Below are 23936 nucleotides of genomic sequence, written 5' to 3'. Positions count from 1 at the left end.
ATTCATCTGAAAGTAATTAAAATTCGAAAGCCAGCCAACTTGCTATTAGAGCTTGTTCAATAGAAACAAAAATGAGCCCTTCAGAATACAGAAAGACTCATTTGCTATAGTGCTTATTTGAAAGACTTAATAACATACTAATGCGAATTAATTGACTTGCAATTCCACTTCTGCAGATAACAATCCAGTAGACCTGGCCTGCAAACGAACCTTTCCAGCATCCGGCAAGGACTGAACAAGTGCCAGACACCAACCATTAAACGCTCTGCGATAAGATGCTTTATCCGATTCATGGCTGCTAGGATTACCATTACCAACGCCAAGCAAATGCCCTGATCCTGTCACATTAAAACTAATTTCATTATCTGCTGTCTGAATTACGTTATCATCCTTATCCACTACAGCTACTCTAACTGGAATCGTGTCCGCTCCGTCTGCGCTCATCGCTTTCCGATCAGGATATAATACGATCCGATGTGGAGCGCCAGTAGTAACTACTTTATGTTCAACAACTATTTCATTACTCTGTTTCCCAACTGCTATTAATTCACCTGGTTTATAATTAACCATCCACGAAATATAATCTGTACGATTCCCAGCTTGTTCTCCCAAGCTTTTTCCGTTGAGCAGCAGTTCTACCGTTTCCGTATTTGTATAGACTCGTACTTCTATCTTCTCACCTTCTTTCCCTGACCAATTCCAATGTGGAAATAAATGAACCGTTGGCTCGTCTGTCCATACCGCCTTCATATAGTAATATACGTCTTTAGGAAATCCGCAGGTATCCATCAGTCCAAAGTGAGAATTTATACAAGGCCATAAGTGAGGTGTCGGTTCTCCCCTATAATCAAATCCTGTCCATATAAACACTCCCGTTAAGAATGGATGCTTGACTACATCTCCCCATGCTTTTTCCGGACTGCAACTCCATGACGGAATGTTAGTGCCATACATAGAACAATATCCCTTCACAGGATCATCCTCATAGATACCACGTGTTACTGTAAAGCTGGCACTTTCACTTCCAAGTATTATACGATCAGGGTGAGCTTCATGATCATGAACGTCATGATCCCGCCGTTGTCCATAGTTATAACCGACAATATCAACACTATCAGCATAACCACCATCGTTCCAACCATGATTCATCGCCGCCAAACTTGGTCGAGTCGGATCTATCCGCCTCGTTGTGTCAGCAAGTGTTTTTAAAATTCTTGCTCCAGTAACCGTGCCTTCGAGAATTTCCTCATTCTCCAGACTCCAAATAATTACACTGGGATGGTTGCGATCTCGATAGATTAAACGTTCTAGCTGTGACAAACCGCTGGGGCTACTATCCAGCTTGCGATTCTCATCCATAACCATCATTCCTAAACGATCACAAATATCAAGAAGCTCAGGCGTTGGAGGATGGTGTGCGCTTCTATAAGCGTTGCAGCCCATTTCCTTCAACAATTTGATTTTGTATTCTATTAAACTTGTAGGCAGTGCCACACCTACTCCACCGAAATCCTGATGATTGCAAGTTCCTTTAATCGGTAAATATTGTCCATTTAAGAAAAATCCCTCGTTCGTATCAAAGCGAATGCTTCGGATACCAAACGTTGTTTCGTAACGGTCAACCACATTGCCTCCATATTTCACAATCGAAATAGCCTTATATAGCACTGAACTGTCCGGAGACCACAATTTAGGCTGGTCAATGTTGATATTTTGAACAATTTCATTTTCTGAGTACCAGTCAACGTCAACATGCGAGCTAACGGTCAATATATACTGATCCTCGGTATCATATATTTCTGTCATCAATTCTATGTTTTTCAGTTCAGTGTAATCATTACGTATCCGAGTTTGTACCTGCACTTCCGCTGTTTCCTCAGAAATCGTCGGCGTGGTAATATACGTTCCATACTCTGCTACATGCAAATGATCTGTCTGTTCCAGCCAAACGTTACGATAAATGCCGCAGCCTTCGTACCACCAGCCCTCATATTCTGTGGCATCTACTTTTACTAAAATAACATTTTCTCCTTCTTCACCGTAACGAAGTACATCTGTCAAATCATAGCTGTAGCCAATATATCCTCCACCATGCTCGCCTAGCAAATGGCCATTTACCCATACTGTACTTGTCCCAGTTATGCCGTCAAAGCGAACCTTCCACTTTTTTCCTAAGCTCTCTTGCGGGATTGTAAATACTTTGCGGTAAAACCCCACTCCCATTGGCAAGTAACCGTGACTCCCCGGTCTTGACCCGATCGACTCATCTGCGACATATTGCTGTTCGATGCACCAATCATGCGGTAAATTAAGAGTTCGCCATTGTAAATCTCCGATACCCATGCCCTTATCATTAAATGCGATATGCAGCCACTCACCCTCTGACAATGAAGCGCTATCGGTAATGCCACCGGTCATCCCCGCCTTAACCGCAACCGGAATACGAAGCTCTCCTTTATAAAACATCCACCTATCGTTAAACAGTATCTTTTCTCTCGAAAGTATATTATTCATCATGATATCAACTCCAAATTTAATATTATTAATCACTTCAGCCCCATACTCCAAAAGTATAAAGACTCATACCTTAGCTAATAAGGAAGAGAATTCTGCATTATAGGTAACAAGTTTCATCCCCTGTGTGTTTTTTAATATTCAAACTAGAAAACAGGCCGCTCTTCGGTAACATCCCGAAAAACGGCCACAGCTTACATATGCTCTGCAAGAAAGCTTATTGACTAATCCTGAGTTAAACTATTCCATTGCGTTCAACATAGCAATAACTAAAGTAATTGCTTCTGCCCTAGTTGAGGCTCTATTAGGATTAAATTTGCCATCACCATATCCCTTAATCAAACCAGCTTTTACAGCAGTTGCTACATATGGTCTTGCCCATACCGGAACTTGTTCTGCATCCTTAAAATCAAGTTTTACGTTAGGGTCAACTTCAAGTCCTAGTGCTCGAACAATGATGGTGACTAATTCTGATCGCGTCATTTCCTTATTCGCTCGGAATGTGCCATCTTCATAGCCTGATATGAAACCAACTTTTTTAATTGCTTGAATATATGGTTTCGCCCATGCTGGCGTTTCGTCTGCATCCATAAAGCTAGACTCAGAATTATCAAGATTCATGTTTAAAGCTCTTGCTATCATGGTCGCGAACTCACCGCGTGTTACCTTACGATTCGGCTTGAAAGTTCCATCTTCATAGCCATTAACAAAACCCAGTTCAACTGATTTCTCGATCAATGCCTTAGCCCAGTGCTCAGCAATATCCGTTAGTTCAGCTTGTGGAGACTTAGGTTCAGTTGGTTTAACCGGTTTATTGCTATCATCTGGTTTTGGTGTAGCCGTAGGTATTGAGGCAGATGTTGGGACAGGTATCGAACCGCCACCGGAAGAGTCTGCTTCAGTAGTCACATGTACATTCGGACCATTGGAACTCCAATTTCCTGTCGCATCACCAGCTTCCACTTTGAACGTATAAGGACTATTAACTGCTAATCCTTTGACGTCAAATTTAGTTGATTTACCATCTAAAGTTACTAGTTCACTGCCATTCTTATAAATCTTGTAACTTGTTACCAAAGTATCATCCATTGCTTCGGTCCAAGAAACCGTAAGACTATTCTTTGAAACATTTGAAGCTGATAACTTGGCAGCAGTTGGCCATGTAGGTTCCATTTGATCTACTGGCAGTTCCCCGGTATGGAAAGTAACCTGTTGGTCAGCTGCCAAGCTATTGCCCAAGATATCCTTAACACCAGTTGTAGCATTAACCACATAATCAGAATTACCTTCAAGCGCTTCATTAAAAGATAATTTAAATCTTAGAGGACTAATTTGAGTGATCATGTAAGTTGGAACATCCCCACCGTCTGCCTTTGTGACGACAACCTTCTCCGGTATTAAGCTCTCTCTGTTCATCTGCTTGTTGAATCTCAGAATGAACTCCTTCGATTGGTTGGAACCTTCGCCCATCACACTGTCCTCAGGGATCAAGATCGGTTGATACGTTGGGTATTCCGAGTCTGGATCACTGCTGGCTGTCTTCAAATAGTTTCTCACCCAGTCGAATCGGGCTTCCGTCCCATCAACTACGTTAAGATCCAATTTCCCGTCAAAGCTAGTCACGACTGTGCTCAAAATATTAGGGAAAGGAACATCAGGCAGTCCTGTTGAGACATAAGGTGTAACGTCATCAATTCGATAAGGTATCTCTTTATCATAAGCCATATAAAAGCCTGGTTGTTCCATATAGCCACCAAATACATGCAATTCTTTCATGTTATTATCATCTGTCGAGAATAAATACTCTCTTGTATTCGTTAAACCAATCTCTGGCGCCGGCTGACCTGGCAAGAAGTAAATGTTCATTGAAACTTCATCCTGCCCAGTACCTTCATTCCAGTTATAGTCTGTGCCATTCCCATTTTTCGTCCAGTAGGAGGTATGCTGTCCATAAGCATTCGGGTAGCCATAACGTGCCTCGTAGTAGCCGTACCTTTGCATATAGTTGGATGTAACAGATGCTGATGAATACGGCACGCCTACCCGATTATTCACTTCATTTTTGAGCTTAAGGACTCCGTCTTTGACTTCGATACCTTCAGCCCATCTTCCGGATACACCGGGGAATCTGATCGCATTATCCGAAGTCCATTTGCTCCAATCTAGACTAGAATCATTAAATTCATCAAAGAACGCCATATGCCAATCAAATCTCAGATCAGGTCCAGCTGACAATAATTGTGTGTCAAATTCGTTCAGCATCACAATGGCATCCGCTCTTGTGAGCTGTTGATTTGGCTGGATCGCGTTATCCGCATTCTTCGACACAACCCCTAATCTTAGCAATCGAGCAAAGGCATCTTGCAAAGCATACGTATGGAGCAAGTTATCATCGCTGATATTCTCCTGCAAGTAAGCAGCTGGATTACTCGCAAAGAAATTATCTACATTCAAGTATTTCCCCGTATAGTCGATAACATTGGATAGAACGATGGCAGCAAACGTACGGTCCACCGGCTGATTTACCCCCAGAGAGCCACCTTGTGCATCAACTCCATACAACAGTCCAGCCGCTTGGGCTGCTCCGATATTTCCCTTAAAAGGCACATTATCATCAGTCGTATCCGCGTACAATGCCGAAGCCGGATCTTCCGAGAGATTAAGCAATCTGGTCAATACAGCCACAAACTCGGAGCGTGTCATCAGTTGATCCGGTAAGAGCTTGTAATCGGATATGAAACCATCCAAGTAGTGGTCCTTTGCCATGGCATTAACAACTTGTGACGTTTCATCATCGCTTACATCATCCACACGCTGTTCATCGAAATATTTAGCACTGGTAGCAATAGATTCCTTGATGATTGCGTTGTTAGGAGATACCTTTTCAAACTTAAATGCGGAAAAATATTTCAAATTTTTGTCCCCATCATTGTGCTTCCCATAAGAAAGCCCAAAATATTCATCTGCAGTACCTGCTGCAAAATCAAAGGTTCCGATATCATGCCAAGAATCATTCACCAGACTGTCTTGAGGGATAAATATCGTATCCTTCTTTCCATTGTGGTAGAGATCTATATAGCAGTCAGGCATCAACGCAGTATTAGCCGGAATAAAATAGCTGATCTTATACTCTCCTGGTTCCAATATCACTGGATTCCATGTCAAATCATCTGTAAATGCAGCTCTGCGGATATAATACTTTCCATACGGAGCATCCTTATAAAAATCAATCATTTTTCTGTAGTCATGTGGGAATAATCCGGGTGTAACCAGGGCCGATCTGACTTTATCGGTCATGGAAATATTAGGTGAGTCAACTATTGTGTCGCCAGAATTGGTTGTGATAATCGTACTGTTAATGGAAACACCATTTAGATGTTTCATAGTAAACTTTATGCTCGAAGCGATTGTTTCGCCGCCATCTGATAGCTTAGTCATCTTCACAAACTCGTTGCCCTCTCCAGTAAAGACAAACTCACCCAGTGGATACCACCCACTTTGAATGTTCGTTTGATTGAAGACGATCGTTTCAATCTTAGCGTCATGGAATATTTCAATCTTAACGCTGTTATCGCCTGTCTGCGTTCGAGCTGGAATATAAGTAAACACTTCATATTCGCCGGCAGTCAACGCACCAGGATTGTATACCGCAGAAGCATCTTTCTCTGTGGTTGTTTTCGGTACAGCGTACTCATTATCTGATACTAATGAAGAATTCTGCCAATTGCCTATTTCACTGTAACCAATGGAGTATACAGCCGTTCGTTCTGCTTCGTTCTGATCTCTATACGTTCGATCGCGCATGACCTCATAAGAGACAGCTAATGTGACTGTAGGTTTGCTGTTATCCGTTGATCCTCTAGTAATTCTTACATACTCATCGCCTGTTCCACTGAAGAAATAATCACCAAGCTCATACCAACCGTCTTGATCTGTATTCATATCAAGCGTACGTGTATCGGTCTTGCCATTATGATAGATCGTAACAACTGCACTATCATCTACTGATACTCCTGCATACTTGTAGATCTTTATTTTGGTCATGCCTCTTGGCGTTTCACCGTTATACTGATAGTATTCATCCGCTGCTACGGTTTGTTTGTTTTCGGGCAGTCGATTAGGGAATTTGAATTCTTTCCAGTGTGCTTCTGTTCCAAAGGAGACTTCACCTTGTGGCGGGGAATAGAGTGCATAATCGGCTGCATTGAATAAATATCTTGTTAACGTGTTTTTTAAGTCTGACTGTCTGATCAGGACAGGGTTTATAGGAATTGAATCCACATTGGGATTCGGAATGGTATACACTGATCCTCTAATTTGAGCATTCAACGCTGATCTAAATAAAGCCATGCCCACGTTCAAATCAGCAATTATGGAATGGATCAGTTCTGCTGTTGCATACCCACTACTTAATAGGAAAGCGGCACTAGCAATTTCCTCTTGCAGCCTCACCTTCGAACCTGATGCATATTGTCCGGTTGAAGTCCCTTCCACAGTACCAGACAGCAAGGCAGTTGCCTCCGCCATTTTCGCCTCCAAGCTTGCGGCTTCTAATTCAGGAAGTGGAATCTCTCGATCATTCCTCACAAATTTCACTGCATCTGCTCTTGTGTATGTGCCGGAAGCACCCGATAGCTTTACATATCCTAAACTGTTTTCCTCAAATAAATAGTTGCCCAATAGTACCCACTCTGGGCTGCCTGCAGTATAATCCAGTGTCTGAGTATCGGAGCCTCCCTTGAACATCACTTTTACTTTAGCTTTGGGATTGCCATCTATTGAAACGACTTTATAAATATATACATCATATCTGACTGTGCCTTTGATCTCTGGTGTCCACTGCGCTTTTGGACTTGTGGAGCCTGCAGCGGTTCTCGTACTTGAATTGTTGTAGCCTTTATATGAAGTTGTAGAGGACCATTTGGCACCTGTTGAAATAGAAGACTCTTTGTAACCATCATCTCCATAGTCGATAATGATCTCATCATTAACGCCTGGAATTGCTGCTTCTTTAAATATGACTAACGCATGAGTGAGTGCTGCTATTGCTTTATCCAACTCGATTTGGTTTAAGTTAACTTCATTTTTATCTGCTATCGCTTTATTGATCGCTGCCTTCAGTGCGTCAATGGCTGCTTGGGGATACTGTCCGGGAGCATTACCAGCTACCACTCCCTCCAATCTAGCTTGCGCTTTACTAATCAATGCTTCAAGGCCTACTTTGTTTGGCGCAGCTCCTGCTTCTGTCTGTACAAACTTCACGGCATCAGCATTTGCGTTCCTTCCAATACTAGGTTCTAATAGCTTGACTGCCCCGTTACTTCTTGACTCAAATGAGTAATTACCAAGGAATACCCACTCTGAAGTTCCAGCCGTATAATCCAGGGTTTGATTTGACGTGCCTTCAATACTCGTAATTTCTATTTTTGCTGTAGGATCATTCCCTTCTGCAACAACTTTGTAGAGATATACATCGTATTTCCCACGCTTTGTGATATTAGGTTTCCACTCAGCAGTAGAGGAAGCGCCAGCAGTTCTGGATAATGACCCACTATATCCTTTTAAATCGGAGTCCCTCCATTCGCCTGTTTCCGTATAGCCTTCAACTCCATAATCGATGATGAATTCCGCTGGTGAATTTATGGCCCCTTCAAATATTAGAACCGCATCATTTAATGAAGTTGTAGCTGAATCCACTTCTAATTGGTTTAACCATGTGTTGTTTCGATCTATAATGGCTTTGTCTATCGCCGCTCTCAGTGTGTTAATGGCTGCTTGCGGATATTGTCCTAAATTATCACCCACCGCTGCACCATTCACTTTCGCCTGCGCTGCATTAATCGCTTCTTCGAGAAGCAACGTATTAGCTATTGTTCCAGCCTCTTTCTTCACAAACATTACAGCATCCGCTCTTGCGTACTTTCCACTAGTAGGTGGCAACAGCTTAATAGCTCCCTCATTGCCTTCGTCAAAGGAATAACTACCCAAGAATGTCCAACCTGAGCTTCCTACGGTATAATCTAACGTTTGAGGTGTCGTTCCTGTGGTGCTAGTAATCTCTATTTTAGTTTCGGGGTCGCTCCCTGCAGCAATAATCTTGTAAATATACACATCATAATTTCCCTGGTGTGTAATCGTAGGCCTCCACTCAACATAAGGTGGCGTGTAGGAAGCGCCAATATATCTACTTGATGTATCATTGTGGCCTTTGATGCCTGAAGCCAACCAATCTCCCGATTCAGTGTAACCTTCATCTCCATAGTCGATGACGATCTCTATGGCTTGAATTTTAGCTGTATCAAATGCCACTATGGCTGCATCCAGCTCCAACTGGGCTATTGTTATGTTTTCAAATTCTGCTGCTTTGGCTATCGCCGCTTTCAATGAATCAATGGCTGCTTGCGGATATTGTCCTGGTGCACCGCCAGCTACAGCTGCATCCACCTTTGTTTGTGCTGTAAGAATCGTTGCTTCCAACATTGCTGTATTCGGTCGAGTGCCATTATCACTCTCGACAAACTTCACTGCATCTGCTCGGGCGTATTTTCCATACGTCTTTCCTGTGAGCTTAACAAATCCATCGTCTCCTGCAGCAAAGGGATAGTTGCCCAGAAACACCCAACCCGATGTCCCCTCGGTATAATTCAGGGATTGAGTATCTTCCCCGCCATTATAGGAAATGTTTATTTGGATCTTAGGGTCTGAATTCACTTCAACCACTTTATAAATATACACATCATAGCTTACAGTGGCCGTGATCGTAGGTCTCCACTCAGCGGATGGGCCCGCGGAAGCACCGGCAGATCGCGTCGATGATCCGTTGTACCCTTTGAGGGAAGATGTTGACCATGCCCCTATCTCCGAATAGCCCTTATCTCCAAAGTCGATGATGATCTCATCTTTATTGGTAGCGCTTGCAAAAATAACATTTGGAATCACACTACTGAATACCCCTGAAATCACAATGGCTGTGGCAAGCATTATTTTAAAAACTAATCGCACTACTTTCATCATAATCCCTCCATAATAAGATACACTTACGATTCGATAAATCAAGCGCTTACAATTAATTCCACGAACGACCGCCGTTACATAATCAATGAATTCAAAGTTTCTTAAAAAAAAGCCCAATCGATCAATCATGATCTGTTAGGCTTTTTATCTTTAGAGTTTAAGCGTATAGGTTTTGCCTCCCTCTGTATCAAAGGAAATGCAACCCTCATTTAATTCAGCCGCTACCTGCACTTCGTCACAAAATACCCGCGCATCATATGTTTGGAATGGGTACTGAATACTACAACGGTTGCCGAGCTGGGAAGTAATAACAAGACTGCTTAATTTCCCACTTGCCCATTGCATTGACAGTTCAAAGCCGCCACGAGCACGCACACCTTGTATGCTGCCAGTTGACCATGCAGTAGGCAAGGCTGGTAACAGCCTAATCCCCTTTTCATCACTCTGCACGAGCATCTCTATAACACCAGCCGCAGCACCAAAGTTGCCATCAATTTGAAAAGGAGGATGGGTGTCAAATAGGTTATTATAAGTTGATTTTGTCAAAATCATATCCATAAAGCTCTTTGCTTTATCGCCATCTCCTAGATGCGCCCATAAATTAATGATCCAAGCACAGCTCCAGCCTGTATGACCACCGCCATACTGCAACCTGCGATCAAGCGCAATCTTCACAGCATGAAGCAGCTCAGGTTTCTCCTCTGAAATACTATGTCCCGGGAACAATCCAAACAAATGAGATACATGGCGATGGCCTAGCTCTATTTCTTCATGATCCTCTAGCCATTCCTGTAGCTGCCCATGCTTACCAATCTGCATCGGTGGCAGCTTCGCACGCTTTTGCCGCAACAGCTCTCTAAAATCTACATCCAGACCAAGCTCTTCACTTGCCCGAATACAATTATCAAATAAATCATCTATAATCTGCACGGTCATCGTTGGACTCATATCCAGCGCTGTGATTGTTCCATCAGGCGCTCGAAAACGATTTTCTGGTGATGTTGCTGGTCCCGATACAAGCCAGCCATACTTCGGATGCTCTACCATGAAATCGATATAAAATAGTGCTGCTTCTTTCATAAACGGATAACCTCGTTGCTCAAGCAGCTGTCTATTACCTGTGAACAAATAATGCTCCCAGTAATGTCTGCTTAGCCAAGCTGCTCCATCCTGCCACAATAATGATGAGGTTGCACGTAGTGAAGTATTAAACCAAGGGTTAGTCCTCGTGCTCAATGCAATTCCCGCACAGTCGTATCGGCTTCTCGCTGTCTCACGCCCTGGCTCGATCAACGCATCAAGCAAATCAAATAATGGCTCCTGCAGCTCAGATAAATTACAAGTCTCCGCATGCCAATAATTCATCTGTGTATTAATATTAATCGTATAATCAGAGAACCATGGCGGAGTGTAGCTCTCGTTCCAGATCCCCTGCAGGTTGGCAGGCAATGTACCTGGACGTGAGCTGGCAATAAGCAGATAACGTCCATACTGTACATATAGAGCTGTTAAGTAAACGTCATCTTTTCCTTCCTTAACAAGGGTAAGCCTCTCATCTGTCGGCAAGCTTGGGTACTGATCTGCCCCTAAATCCAGCTCCATACGATTAAATAGCTTCTGGTAGTCAGCTATATGAGTTTGTTTCAAATCCTTCCATTGCTGCTGTAAGACCCGCTGCAAAACCTGTTCATTCACTTGTTGTGGTTCCGCATGGCGATATGTCGTGCTGGCACTTAAATAAATGGTCACAGCCTGACATTCTTCAAAGACCACCAAATCATTAGCTGTATAGCAGCTCCCATGCTCTGTCTGCACTTCAATCGTAGCGGCAAAACCAACACCTTCTAAATCTGCTATACCCTGCATGATCAGTCCTTGTGGCTCGGCAGCATTTACAACTACCCCACGCTCACGGTTAAGCTGCACACTACCCTTCAAAACAGGATGACTCGCTTCTAATCGAACAACAAGTACCTGATCTGGAAAGCTACTAATAACCTCGCGTGTATATTGCACGCCGTCAATTCGATAAGAAGTGCGACAGACTGCTTCATTTAAATCCAGCTCTCGGCAATAATCTGATACCTCGCTGTCTGGCAATTCAAGCTGAATATACATATCTCCCAGCGGATGATAGTTACCATAATGCGGGTTATTCGGAGTAACCATTCTCTGCTCTGCTAATGCATGTGCTTCAGCATATTTCCCTGCAAACAACAACCCCCGCACTTCCTCAAGTGATTGCAACACTCCTGTATTACCATCATCATGAGGCTTGCCCGACCATAAGGAATCTTCGTTAAGTGCAAGACGTTCCTCGCCAATTCCTCCAAAAACCATTGCACCCACTTTACCATTACCTACAGGCAACGCTTCATTCCAATCCTCAGCAGGTTGGTTATACCAAAGACGCCATTTCGAACGGGTAGCAGTCATCAGCTCCTCACTCCATTTCTACATTTTAGCTGCTATACTAATAGATCTACTTCAATAGTATAGGGCTTCATATATTAGTTAATAAGGAAGAGAATTCTGCATTATAGGTAACAAATTTCATCTTCTATGCTCCAACCGATATTCAGATGGCGAATAACTGGTTTGTTCGCGAAATAATTTCAGAAAATAATTTTTATGAGCAAATCCAACACGTTGGCAAATATCTGAAATGCTTTGCTCCGTCTCTCTTAAATAAAACTGAGCTTGCTCAATACGAAGACGCTGCACATAAGTTATGAAGGACTCCCCTGTCTCTTTTTTAAATAAACCGCTCAAATATTGTTCATTCATGCTTACATATTGGGCCATTCCTTTCAAGGTGAGCTCTTGATTCAAATGACTAAACACGTAATCAATAATCCGACTAATCTCTGGATGATCACTCACAACATGCTTCACTTGATATTTGGCATAATAATCAACTCTTCGGATAATAATCTCCAATATCTCTTCGTGACTAGAGGCTTGTTCCCATTGTTTAGTTTCAGTTTCTTCCTTCTCCGTCATTCGGGCAAATGCTTTATCAAGCCGAGCTGCTGTTTCCTTCACCAGTACCGCTTGCTTCCGTTCAGCAGCCATTCTCGTCCAAATGGAGCACAGCAAAGCCTTCCCTTCCTCCCATTCCATCGCTTCCATAAGTTTCAATACCTGTCTTTCTTCTTTCCATGAAAATGTCCAACGTGGCCCTGCTTCTGATTGTGAAATGTTTGTCGACCGGTACCAATATTGATTCAACTGATGCAATATCTGTTCCCACTGCTCCAATAACTTCTCTTTAGCAACCAAAGCTGTCACTAATACAGGTTCGCTATCATTCATAGCAAGTGATTGCTGTCGTTCCAGCTCCTTGTCCTGCCAGACAAAAACAAACTGATAACCCCAGACTTTAAATTGCTGAACATATAAAAAATCGTAATCAGCCGGATCGTATAGCGCTTCAACCTGTTGTATGGTTAATGGCTCGCAGCCAGCCGGTCTAGCATAGATGCGAACATAGGCAGGTATCTGCGCCACAATCTCTTCATCCAAATGCTGTTCCGCTTCTTCCCTCTTGCCCAATAATTGCGACCATAAATCCTTATAATATACCGTTAATAAATACAACAAATGCTGTCTTCTTTTTTCGGACAACAGCTTTCTAACTTTAAATAAATTACTTTCCAATTCTTCGCGTTCCATCGACAACTTCAAAATATAACCGACCGCTCCATGTTGAATAGCCTGTCTCGCCATCTCAAACTCATTTAGACACGTCAGCATAATAAAATGTGCAGAATGACCATGCTCCTTCGCTTGCTTCAGTAACGCTACCCCATCCATAAATGGCATCACTATATCTGAAATCACAAGATCAATCGGCTGAGCTTGCATATAATCCCATGCCTCATAGCCGTCTTCTGCCTCAGCAATAACTTGGAATCCTAATTGTTCCCATGGAATGGACTGACGAACAGAGCGACGTACAAAAGGCTCATCTTCAACAAGTAAAATATTCCACATTATATTTTCCTCCGATCATCCATTTCTTTAGAAGAACCATCTTGTACATATGGAACAGAAATGAGTAATGGAATTTTAATTCGTACAAGTGTTCCTTCACTTTGCGGAACGATATCTAATGTGCCTTCTACTCTATATAATAAAGCCAAACGTTCTTTCAAATTATTAAGAGCGATACCTTTACGTTTTGTCGTCATCAAGTCTGCTTGCTTCTTATCTATACCAATACCATTATCCATTACTTCCAATATTAAATATCTTTTATGCTCGAATACACTGACTTTTATTTGTCCATCTTGCTTCCGATGAACCAAACCATGCAATATCGCATTCTCAACTAGAGGCTGTAAACTGAATTTTGGTACAAGAGAGTACTCAACATCAGAAGCAATTTCATAAAGAACGTCAAACCGGTGATCGTAACGAATCGTTTGAATATAGACAAATGCTTTCAACAGCTCAAGCTCATCCTTCAAAAAAACAAGATCCGTCTCTGTATTCATACTATTTTCTAGAATTCTACCTAAAGCACGGCACATCTCCGCTGTCGTCTCATCACCAAAATTACTAGCATTCCACTTAATTGTATTTAAAGAATTGAATAGAAAATGAGGATTCATCTGCGTCAATAGCATATGAAATCGATTAGCTTCCTTCTGTCGTTCTTCCTGCTTCACTTTCCCAATTAACTGATTAATATTGTCTATCATATCGTTAAAACTACGAATAAATGAAAGAATTTCCCCACGATAACGCTTCTCAGGCAATTTAATATTTAGCCGTTTTTCTGCCGACTCTTTCATTTTGAGCTCTAACAATTGCAGTGGTCTAGTCAATCCAGATAGCATTAAAAAAGAGATTGCAGCAAAAAGGAAAAAGAGCAGAAGCAGCGACAGGAAGGCCTGATGCTTAATTTCATTAATGTCCCCAATAAAATATTCTAAAGGAAACTGACCCACAATATAGCCTTGAATGGTTGGCACATATATGGCATTCAAGATATATGCTCCTGTTTTATCGCTTACATAGACTTCTGGTGAACTTTTTCCATACTCCAATAGTTTGGGAATCGTTTCATCATCTATCCGTGGGCCAGATAGGTTTTGAGCGATATATTCCCCTTTACTATCTAAAAAATAATAATTATGTATAATTTGCATACTATTCGCTGTGCTCGATAACCATTGTTCAAGATCTATGCTTGCACGTATACGGATGTTTTCTCCACTCTCCATTTTTTTCTGTGAGTACAAAGACAATACACTATTTCCAATAAAGACCTCGGGATAGAGATCGGAGTGCGCTTGCAATTGCCACAACATTACATCTCCAGCTTCTGGTATGGCTTCGTTAAAATTCCCAATCAACTCCTTTGTCTTTTCGGCATCTAACTTTGAAGTAAAGGAGTGATAAATATTATTCCTCGATGTCACTACTGTATAGTGAGTAAACACGCTGTCTGGCAGATAGGCACTTTTTAAAGCCGCAAGCTTCTCTTGTATATTTTTTTCCCCATCAACCTGCGACATTTCATCCGTTGTATGCAATGCTTTTAAAAATGCTTCATCCGCCTCTAATTTGTAAATTGAGCTTTGCGCAGACCAACGAATGACATTAAACATCTCTTTCATTAACTGAAGCTGCGCAACGTTTTGTTGACTTATTTTGCGACCTATAGCATTCTCAATTTGATTATAGTTATATATTTGAAATATCGAGAAGGGAATAAAAATAATGAACAGAAACGTAATGAAAATGCGATTCTTTAATTTTGACGGCCATAATTGTGTAATCCGTTTCATTCTCTCCCTCTCCTCGCCGCTCAATGATCTATAACGTGTACTATTACCGCTTTCTCGAACAAGCCATAGCCATATGAAAATTCCATTCGACTTGTCCCATGTGGAATAGTGTAATCGTTAGTAAAATATGAACGATCTTTTCCTTCCTCAAGAAGCGTCAACTCTTCTTTAATACTGCCTGTAATCGTATGAATAGTTACTATGATTCTAGCATTTTCCACCCTATTATTATCTATATAAATAGGCGCTTTTAAGCGAACAGTCACTTGATCACCGCAACGTGCACGCTGTGGGTTTACTGTAATAGCGATCATCTCTCCGGCACTGTACGCGATTGAGCTATTCCAAGCTGTATTAAATGCAACCCAGCCCTCTACATAACCAGGATCGGCTTTGGGATTAAAAGGATAGGCTGCTTCCTTCGGGGAAGCATCAATTCTACCCAGCACCTCCCCAAGTCTTCCATTCCCTGCAACCTCATGCTTTGCAAACCATCCAGCATGAGCACCTTTAATGTCACGAATGGCATCATAAAAGTACATCCTGCCATATGGATTACGACCAAACATATGGTCAATCCCTGCTACGCCAATTTCTTTCAATCTTTGCACAATAGCTGGTTCCCGAATAACCCGCGCAGCGGCAAACATTGCTGCTTGAATACCTGCCTCACTGCCTGGTTCATTCATTAATGCTGTGAGCTCAGGATCGATTGACTGAGCGAATGCAGCCCCTGTCCAATTATCCGCCTCGTCTCCAGCAGTAACGGCTGATGCCATGCGCATATCCCATAAATTATTAGAGCGAGCTATCATTGCTTCAGCCCAGCGCCTAATTTCAGCCTGTAAATTTTCAGGAGCTTCCTTCGGATAACACTCTGCAAAATAAGCTAAACCTTCCATGATAATATGCTCGCTCATTCGCTGTCCTTTTGAATAGAACGGACTAGAAATATCTATATGTTCTAAGATATATTCACAATTTTGATAAGCTGCTCGGAAATATGCATCTTCTCCGCCCAATTGATCCCGTTTAACAACCTCGTACATAAGCAAATTTGGCAAGATGGAATGACCCGGCGGAAACGAACCTTTAATACCGCCAACAGCAGTCTGTACCTCAAATAAATTATAATTTTCACCGGGAATATCATACCACTTTAGCATTTCATGCGAGCTGTTTAATCCCCATTCATTTATAGTGAAATCCCTCAATCTGATATAATCGGCTTCAGAAACATACTGCTTAATGAATGGATATAAATAAACGTAGAATGCAAGCTGTTCTTTAATTAAGGGATGCAGCTCCATTCCCTGATTGGCTTTAATATCATAGTAACGCTCTGCCCCAAATTTGATTAGCCATATTAAATCAGGCTCATTTTGAATCCTGAAGGATTCAAACATCGTCTGCTTCAATTGATAGATTTGACACGGCATCGCTTCGTATAAGGAAGGATTCGACATATACATCCATACCATAGAGCCTAATTCAAAAGAGAATTGATGACTATCTCGCCAAGCAATACTGGTCAATCCCGGTAACCAGACGTCATTGCGGGCATGGTTCATAAATGCAACAGCAGGAGGAACCGATACATACTGTAGCCAATTATTCGCTATTGTAAATGAATAGGATATGACTCCATTGGCTTCAATTACATATCTAGTCATCTGCTCTGGGTTCAACTCAGAAAAGTCAGCAATCTGATTAATAACCTGTCCTCTGAACACCATTTTTTTTGAAAGTTCTTCTTTTATTTCAAATCGCGTTCCATCAGGCGTATTTACAACTGTTGCTCGTTTCGGCCTTCCTGTATCATAGCCCGCTTGATTAACTAAAATAGCAACGGTTTGCGTATCCGCACCGCCAAGCATATTCATTGGAGCATCCGCATCTACATCTGTAACTGCAAGTTTCATTGCAGCTGCATAAGCTTCTCCTTCTTCCAAGGTTTGCATACTAATCGAAATTGCCGTATCTCCTGTTGCCTGAACAGTGGACAATTTAACCCAGCCACCGCGTTGATGCTTTTCCTGCTCCAGCTCAACCATCCAAACTCCATTCATCGTGCGAATCGTATACTTCACCCTCGCCCCTACTTCATTTCCATAAGGCATCCAGCAATAAACTGAGTAATTACCATCATCCTGCACTGTCACAGACCAACTAGCAACCGCATCGACCTTCTTGGCTACTCTGGCCAGATGCTTCTTGTCATAGCTTGCTAGATCTCCTTGTTGCCACTCTCCTTCTTCTCGATAGGTCGAAGTACTTTCATCTAAAATAATACCTGGAATATCAAAATATCTTTGTACCGCTATTCCTCCAATGGGGAAATTAACAACTTTATGACCACTATGAAGTTGCCCATAACTACTGCTCGCAATAGGCTCTAGCCTAATAGATGTACCCCGTACACATTCCTCCCCAACTACAAATACAATACATTCCGTACCGTCACCAGCAAAATAAAATTCACCGAGCCCTATCCAGCCTTCAGCTCCTTTAACTGGTTCGCTTGTTGCATCACTAAGTCGCCCTTGATGATAAATTTCATACTGCTGCTTGCCGTTTACTTCCAAATGATAGACTGAAAGCTTATACCAGCCTGCTAGTTCAATAGTAGGTGAAAACCAAAGTCGATCTCCTACCTCGGTCGAATAAATCGTATCTTGTTCCTGATGTCCTCTAATCTTTGAACGGAACCATTCACCCTCTATAAAACAACCATCATCCCAGATATTCATTGTTATCATAAAGTCCCACTCTCCACCTTCTTTGTAAACGCTATCAAAATAGTATCCCAAACTGCGGATAGCAGAGGGTATACCTGTCGGTATACCCTCTGCTATTAACAAAACAATGCCATACTATTTAATTAGCCCTAATTCCTTAACTTGTGTCTCGACAGATTCCGTATACATTTTGTATTGGAATGTATCTTCTAATGTTTTCAAAAATTGATCATACTGATCTAATGATTTTTTACCGTATAGAAATTCCGAGAATTCTTCCTTTACAAATCGATCGGCGTCCGCTTTATTAAAGCCCGTTGGGGGTACTACATAACCATCTACAATTCCTACACGTGGCAATCCGAGCTCATATTCAATGTACTTTGCCTCATCACTAAATTTTGCTATCAAGTACTTCTCATCCTTACGACCAGTGAACTGATATACAAAAGTAAATCCACTTTCAGCCTTACCTTTGTCTGTAATCGTTACTTTCCCATTGTCTATCGTATAATGTTCATCCTTCAACCCATAACTTACTAGCAAGTTGCCTTCTTCTGAAGAAACATAGTTGATAAGCTCCAGGATTTTATTTAGCTTCTCTGGATCCTTTTCCATATTCTTCGGAACTGCTAGCAGCTGTAACCAGCCAACCAATTCTACACTGCTTACATAAGACTTCTCACTAGGACCCTTTAAAGCGCCTAATTGCTCCCATTCTGTATTTGGATTCGCACCTTTCCACACTTTTTTTGCATCCGCTTTCACGATTCCGCTCCAACCTTCATAAATAATTCCGAACTTACCCTGAAACGCTTTATCCTTAGCTACATTCGTTTTGTTGCTTAAAAATTCTGGGTCTACTACTCCTGCATCAATGAAACGCTTTACTTCTGCCAATGCATCTTTCATAGCTGGATCATACAAAGCATTTGATAATTTATTATCTTTTATAAGATGAGAACCCGTATTAGCCAAACCATATGCTCCAAATACAGGAGCGAATGTATTGAGTTCTGTACCCGTTATACCGAATGTATCTTTCTTGTTATTTTTATCTGGATCGTTCTCCGTAAAGGCTTTGGCTACTTTAAACAATTCATCAATGGTTGTAGGCATTGACAAGCCCAAGGCATCCAACCAATCTTTACGAATCCAGTAAGTGCCCGTAGGCTTGCCCGCAACCTTAGGAAGCGTATATTGTTCACCTTGGAATAAACCCTTTTTCAATTCCTCTTTACCAAGAAATGAAACATAATCAGGCAATTTATCCATGTATGGTCCAAAATCAAGTAATGCACCAGATTCTGAATATTTTTGCGCCTGATTTTTGTCCAAAATCATCAAATCAGGGAAATTACCACCTGCAACACGAGTGTTTAATTTAGAAATATATTCAGTTGGTTCAACGGTCATAGTCAAATCTATATTGAGTTTGTCCAGTAAAGCTTTCTTGATAAAATCATTTTCTGGGAATTGTACAGTACCATCCTGCACAATTTCAATTTTTATCGGTTGCTTAGTCTCGGAAGTTGCACTTCCTTTTTCTTGATTAGAAGTACCATTAGGGCTTACAGTTGGCTCTGCTCCGCCTCCGCTTGAGCATGCGGTTAATGAACTAAGCACCAATACTACTGCAGTCAAGCTTAATGTAATTTTTTTCTTCAATTAAACCCCTTCTTTCCCCAATTTATATATGTGGCACTACTTGGTCTTTTTATATGGTAGACCAAGTAATGAGCAACATTGACAGCACAGCCAAGCTTCTAACCTTTAATCGCTCCTATTAACATTCCTTTTGTAAAATGCTTTTGAATAAACGGATAAATAATGAGCATAGGCGCACTAGCCAAAACTACAGCGGCCATCTGTAACGTAGGTGTTGGTAAAGTTTGTTCCATGACACTCTCTAACGAGGTGCTCATCATTAGCATTTTTCTAAGCACAATTTGCAATGGATACAAATTGGGATTCGTAACGTAATATAATGCTGCAAAAAAGCTGTTCCAGTAACCAACCATGTAAAACAAACCAATGGTTAACATCGATGGAAGGGATAAGGGAATGACAAGAGTAACCAATACTTTTAACTCCCCGGCACCGTCGATCCGCGCTGCTTCAAACAATTCTTCTGGAAGTCCTTCAAAGAACGTTTTCATAATAAGTAAATTAAACGTAGCCACTGCCCCTGGAATGATCATTGCCCATACTGTATCCAACATCCCTAACGACTTAACAAGCAGATAAGTAGGAATCATTCCGCCGCCAAACAACATCGTAAACACGATAAGGAAGAGAAAAACTGTACGACCTTGTAAATCTTTTCGACTTAGTGGAAAGGCTCCTAATAAATTCAGCAGCAAACTTATCGCTGTACCAATGACCGCCAGAAAAACAGAAACCCCCATTGCACGCGGCAGTTCATTTCCTTTCAATAAATGAATATATGCATCAAATGATATCGCACGAGGAATGATCAAAAATCCTCCATTTTTAACAACCTCACCATAAGGTGTTAATGACATCGACACCACATACAAAATTGGAAATATAGATATGATACCAACTATAATTAATATTAGATTAACTACGACCGAAAATGTTCGTTCACCACGCATCGTTACCATATGCCACCACCTCCGAACTTTTTAGACAACTGATTCGTAAGTATGACCAGAATCATGCCTATCACCGATTTAAATAGACCAACTGCGGCAGCAAGACTAAAATTCAGTTGTTCTAAGCCTGTACGGTATACCCAAGTATCAATAATATCACCCACGCTGTACACTCGTACGTTATAGAAAATAAAGATTTGATCAAAGCCCGCATCCATAACACTACCCACTTTCAAAATAAGCAGCAGCATAACAACTGTAGATATGCCTGGAAGTGTAATATGCCATATGCAGCGTAAACGACTGGCACCATCTATCCTCGCTGCCTCATACAAGCTAGCATCGATTCCAGACATAGCCGCAAGATACACAATGGCTCCCCAGCCGAGGTCCTTCCAAATATCCGTAGAAACTAGCATCGTCCTGAACCATTCGGTGGAATTTAAAAACGGTATAGCTGTTCCTCCACCCTCGGTAATCCAACGATTAGCTAAACCATTCGTCTCCGAAAAGAAAGCTAGTGCAATACCAAAAACGATGACCCATGACAAGAAGTGTGGCATATAACTAAGTGTCTGTACCCAACGTTTAAGCCAAGTCGTACGAGATTCGTATAGAAGAATAGCGAGTATAATAGATGGTATGGTTCCAAGCACTATTTTGTATAAACTGATAATCAGTGTATTCCCTAACAATTGTGAAAAATAAGGCGATTTGAAAAACACCTCGAAGTGCCCATACCACGGATCCGCCCAAGCAGATTTCAATATTCCATCCATAATATTAAAATCTTTAAAAGCAATAATGACGCCATACATCGGTACATATTTAAATACAATAAACCATGCTATAACCGGAAAAAGCATAAGATAATACATTTTGTTTTTTAATAATCTGTTCATTGATTTCTTTCCTCCATCCCTCAAGCTTCCTGTTAACGTTAGTATAGCAACCCAAACAATTGGGAATAAGGCACAGAATTCAGCATTAGCAGTAACAGTTTTCATCTATCATAATGAACAGAAAGAAGAACAAACATAAAAATAGCCTTATTCAGAAGATCACTCTTCTGAATAAGGCTATTAATGTTAATCCTCCATTATCTAGCTCCCACAAATTTATTAACCAATTAATATAACTCCGAACGTAATCACCCACAGTAACGGAATGGCACTAATCAAAAAGATAGTTATAGATTTAAATCTCCCCCTAAAGAGCCAACCAAATCCTTTTAGCTTTATTCCATGATTATACATCTCTCATCTAAAGGGTGATAGCCCTATGATGATAGATGAAAAGACAAATAAGGATGTCTCAAAAGCATTAGCTTCAAGACATCCTTAAGTAGGATTTCATAAGGAACTCATAAAAAGTAGTCGAGTCGTTCGCTTAGAGCACTACCGTCCGGATTCTGCCATCTTCTTCATATTGGAGCTCCGTAAATTTCATACTGCGTTTATGGTCCACACCGCCAGACAGAGATGCGTCATGATAGAACAAATACCATTTCTCATTAAATTCCACAATCGAATGATGAGTCGTCCAGCCAAGGACTGGATTCAGAATCGTTCCCTGATAGACGAAAGGTCCGCAAGGTTTATCACTCACCGCGTAGACGATCTTATGGGTCGTACCCGTCGAGTATGAGAGATAATATTTCCCTTGATACTTGTGCATCCATGGGCCTTCGAAATATCTTCTGTCTTCATCGCCTGCTAGAAGTGGGTTCCCTTCTTTATCAGTAATAAAGATTTCCTGAGGAGCCGATTTGAATGACAGCATGTCTTCGTTCAGCTCACCCACCCAAGGACCATAAGCCGGCTCCTCTGGGCTCTTTTCTACCGCTTCTTGCTGAAATACTCCGTCTTGCCACTTTTCTAATTGTCCGCCCCATAGGCCGCCGAAATACATATAGGCTCTTTCATCCTCGTCAACGAATACGGCTGGATCGATACTGAAGCTATCTTTGATATAGTTTTCTTCCGCTTTAAAAGGACCTGCTGGTAAAGCTGATGTAGCCACCCCGATGCGGAAAATGCCTTCCTTGTCCCGAGCCGGGAAAAATAAATAATACGTTCCTTGACGATACGCAGCATCCGGTGCCCACATTTGCTCGGAAGCCCAAGCTACATCGCGAACATGTAGCACCTCACCATGATCTACACATGGAGATTCAGGATCATCCATAGAAAACACATGATAATCTTCCATCGCATATTGGTCCCCATTGTCATTCGTAGGTCCATCGTGATCGATATCATGGGATGGGTAAATGTACAGCTTGCCCTCAAATACATGAGCAGAAGGATCTGCGGTATAGATATGGGTAACTAAAGGCTCATTTTTTGTTGCCATTGTGGGATTCTCCTCTTCTGTGAGATTACGCATCTTGTTAAGCTTTATTCCTTGACGCCACCGAGCGCTACGCCCGCGATAATATATTTAGATAATAGGAAGTAAACCACAAACAGCGGTAAAGCCGTCAAAGCCAGCCCCATATAGATCGAGCCGAACTCCGTCTTGTATATATCCCCGCGAAGTAAGCTTACCATGATCGGCATGGTATACTTCTCCTTCTGTGTTAAGAGTATCAGCGGCATGAACAGATTGTTCCAGTTGCCTACGAAGGCAAAGATTGCTTGTGTCGCCACGGCTGGAATCATCAAAGGAAAGACAATTCGGTTGAAGGTGAAGAATTCGCTAGATCCGTCTACACGCGACGCTTCCACGATCTCAATCGACAGCGTTGCCAGCAGATATTGGCGCATGAAGAATACCACGGCTGGAGCTGCAATTGCTGGCAATATTAACGGAAGAAAATTATTTGTCCAACCCAGCTTATACATGAACTGATAGAAGCCGATGGCACTTGCCTGGGCAGGGATCAGCATTACGCACATGATAAAGGTAAAGAAGGGGCCACGTAGCTTCCAGTCGTAAGCCACAAGTCCATAGGCTGCCAACGAAGAAAAATAAACCGTACAGAGCGTGGCAGAGCTTGCGATAATGAACGAATTCATAAACCCTTGCAGCGGATCGAAGCTCTTGTCGAGCAGTACTCTCAGGTTGCTCATCATATGGCTCGAAGGAAGAAGCGACAGTCCGCTTTGGATTTCCGGTGTAGAGCGTGTTGCGTTTACAAACATGATCCAAAATGGCAGGATGCTGAGCACCGCCAAAGAGATGCAGACCACATAGATAATTGTCTTGTTAATCTTTCGGTTTACGCTTTCGCTTTTCGGCATTTTCTCCAT

11 protein-coding genes are annotated in these 23936 nt (G+C 41.8%); all 11 read right to left on the bottom strand.

Features of this window, described 5'->3' with window-relative positions; genetic code table 11:
• Window positions 1-147: 147 nt before the first annotated feature.
• Entirely contained in the window at window positions 148-2517 is a 2370-nt protein-coding gene (gene galA, locus NSS67_RS06185) for a beta-galactosidase GalA (RefSeq protein ID WP_339318755.1), read from the bottom strand.
• Window positions 2518-2754: 237 nt separating this feature from the next.
• Window positions 2755-9657: an S-layer homology domain-containing protein gene (locus NSS67_RS06180; RefSeq protein WP_339318754.1), complete on the bottom strand. Its 6903-nt coding sequence runs from the start codon at window positions 9655-9657 to the stop codon at window positions 2755-2757.
• Between the two features lie 21 nt (window positions 9658-9678).
• Window positions 9679-11964, bottom strand: coding sequence for a glycoside hydrolase family 95 protein (locus NSS67_RS06175; RefSeq protein ID WP_339318753.1), 2286 nt, complete (start codon window positions 11962-11964; stop codon window positions 9679-9681).
• A gap of 117 nt (window positions 11965-12081) precedes the next feature.
• Entirely contained in the window at window positions 12082-13524 is a 1443-nt protein-coding gene (locus NSS67_RS06170) for a response regulator (RefSeq protein ID WP_339318752.1), read from the bottom strand.
• Entirely contained in the window at window positions 13524-15155 is a 1632-nt protein-coding gene (locus tag NSS67_RS06165; protein ID WP_339318751.1) for a histidine kinase, read from the bottom strand. Before NSS67_RS06165 ends, NSS67_RS06170 begins: the two co-directional genes overlap by 1 nt.
• Window positions 15156-15346: 191 nt before the next feature.
• The gene (locus NSS67_RS06160; RefSeq protein ID WP_339318750.1) at window positions 15347-18085 is read right to left on the bottom strand and encodes a cellulase N-terminal Ig-like domain-containing protein; all 2739 of its coding nucleotides are present in this window, start codon (window positions 18083-18085) and stop codon (window positions 15347-15349) included.
• 114 nt (window positions 18086-18199) lie between these two features.
• Entirely contained in the window at window positions 18200-19732 is a 1533-nt protein-coding gene (locus NSS67_RS06155; RefSeq protein WP_339318749.1) for an extracellular solute-binding protein, read from the bottom strand.
• 98 nt (window positions 19733-19830) lie between these two features.
• The gene (locus NSS67_RS06150; RefSeq protein WP_339318748.1) at window positions 19831-20691 is read right to left on the bottom strand and encodes a carbohydrate ABC transporter permease; all 861 of its coding nucleotides are present in this window, start codon (window positions 20689-20691) and stop codon (window positions 19831-19833) included.
• Window positions 20685-21584 (bottom strand): ABC transporter permease subunit, encoded by a 900-nt coding sequence (locus tag NSS67_RS06145; protein ID WP_339318747.1) that lies wholly within the window; start codon window positions 21582-21584, stop codon window positions 20685-20687. The genes NSS67_RS06150 and NSS67_RS06145 overlap by 7 nt, the downstream gene beginning before the upstream one ends.
• Before the next feature lie 487 nt (window positions 21585-22071).
• Window positions 22072-23037: a glycoside hydrolase family 43 protein gene (locus tag NSS67_RS06140; RefSeq protein ID WP_339318746.1), complete on the bottom strand. Its 966-nt coding sequence runs from the start codon at window positions 23035-23037 to the stop codon at window positions 22072-22074.
• Between the two features lie 44 nt (window positions 23038-23081).
• Window positions 23082-23936: a carbohydrate ABC transporter permease gene (locus tag NSS67_RS06135; protein ID WP_339318745.1), complete on the bottom strand. Its 855-nt coding sequence runs from the start codon at window positions 23934-23936 to the stop codon at window positions 23082-23084.

Origin of the sequence: Paenibacillus sp. FSL R10-2734 (assembly GCF_037963865.1) — a bacterium.
Lineage (GTDB): Bacteria > Bacillota > Bacilli > Paenibacillales > Paenibacillaceae > Paenibacillus_AQ.
The sequence above is the reverse complement of the archived record's forward strand: the minus strand, read 5'-3'. Positions and strand labels throughout refer to the sequence as shown.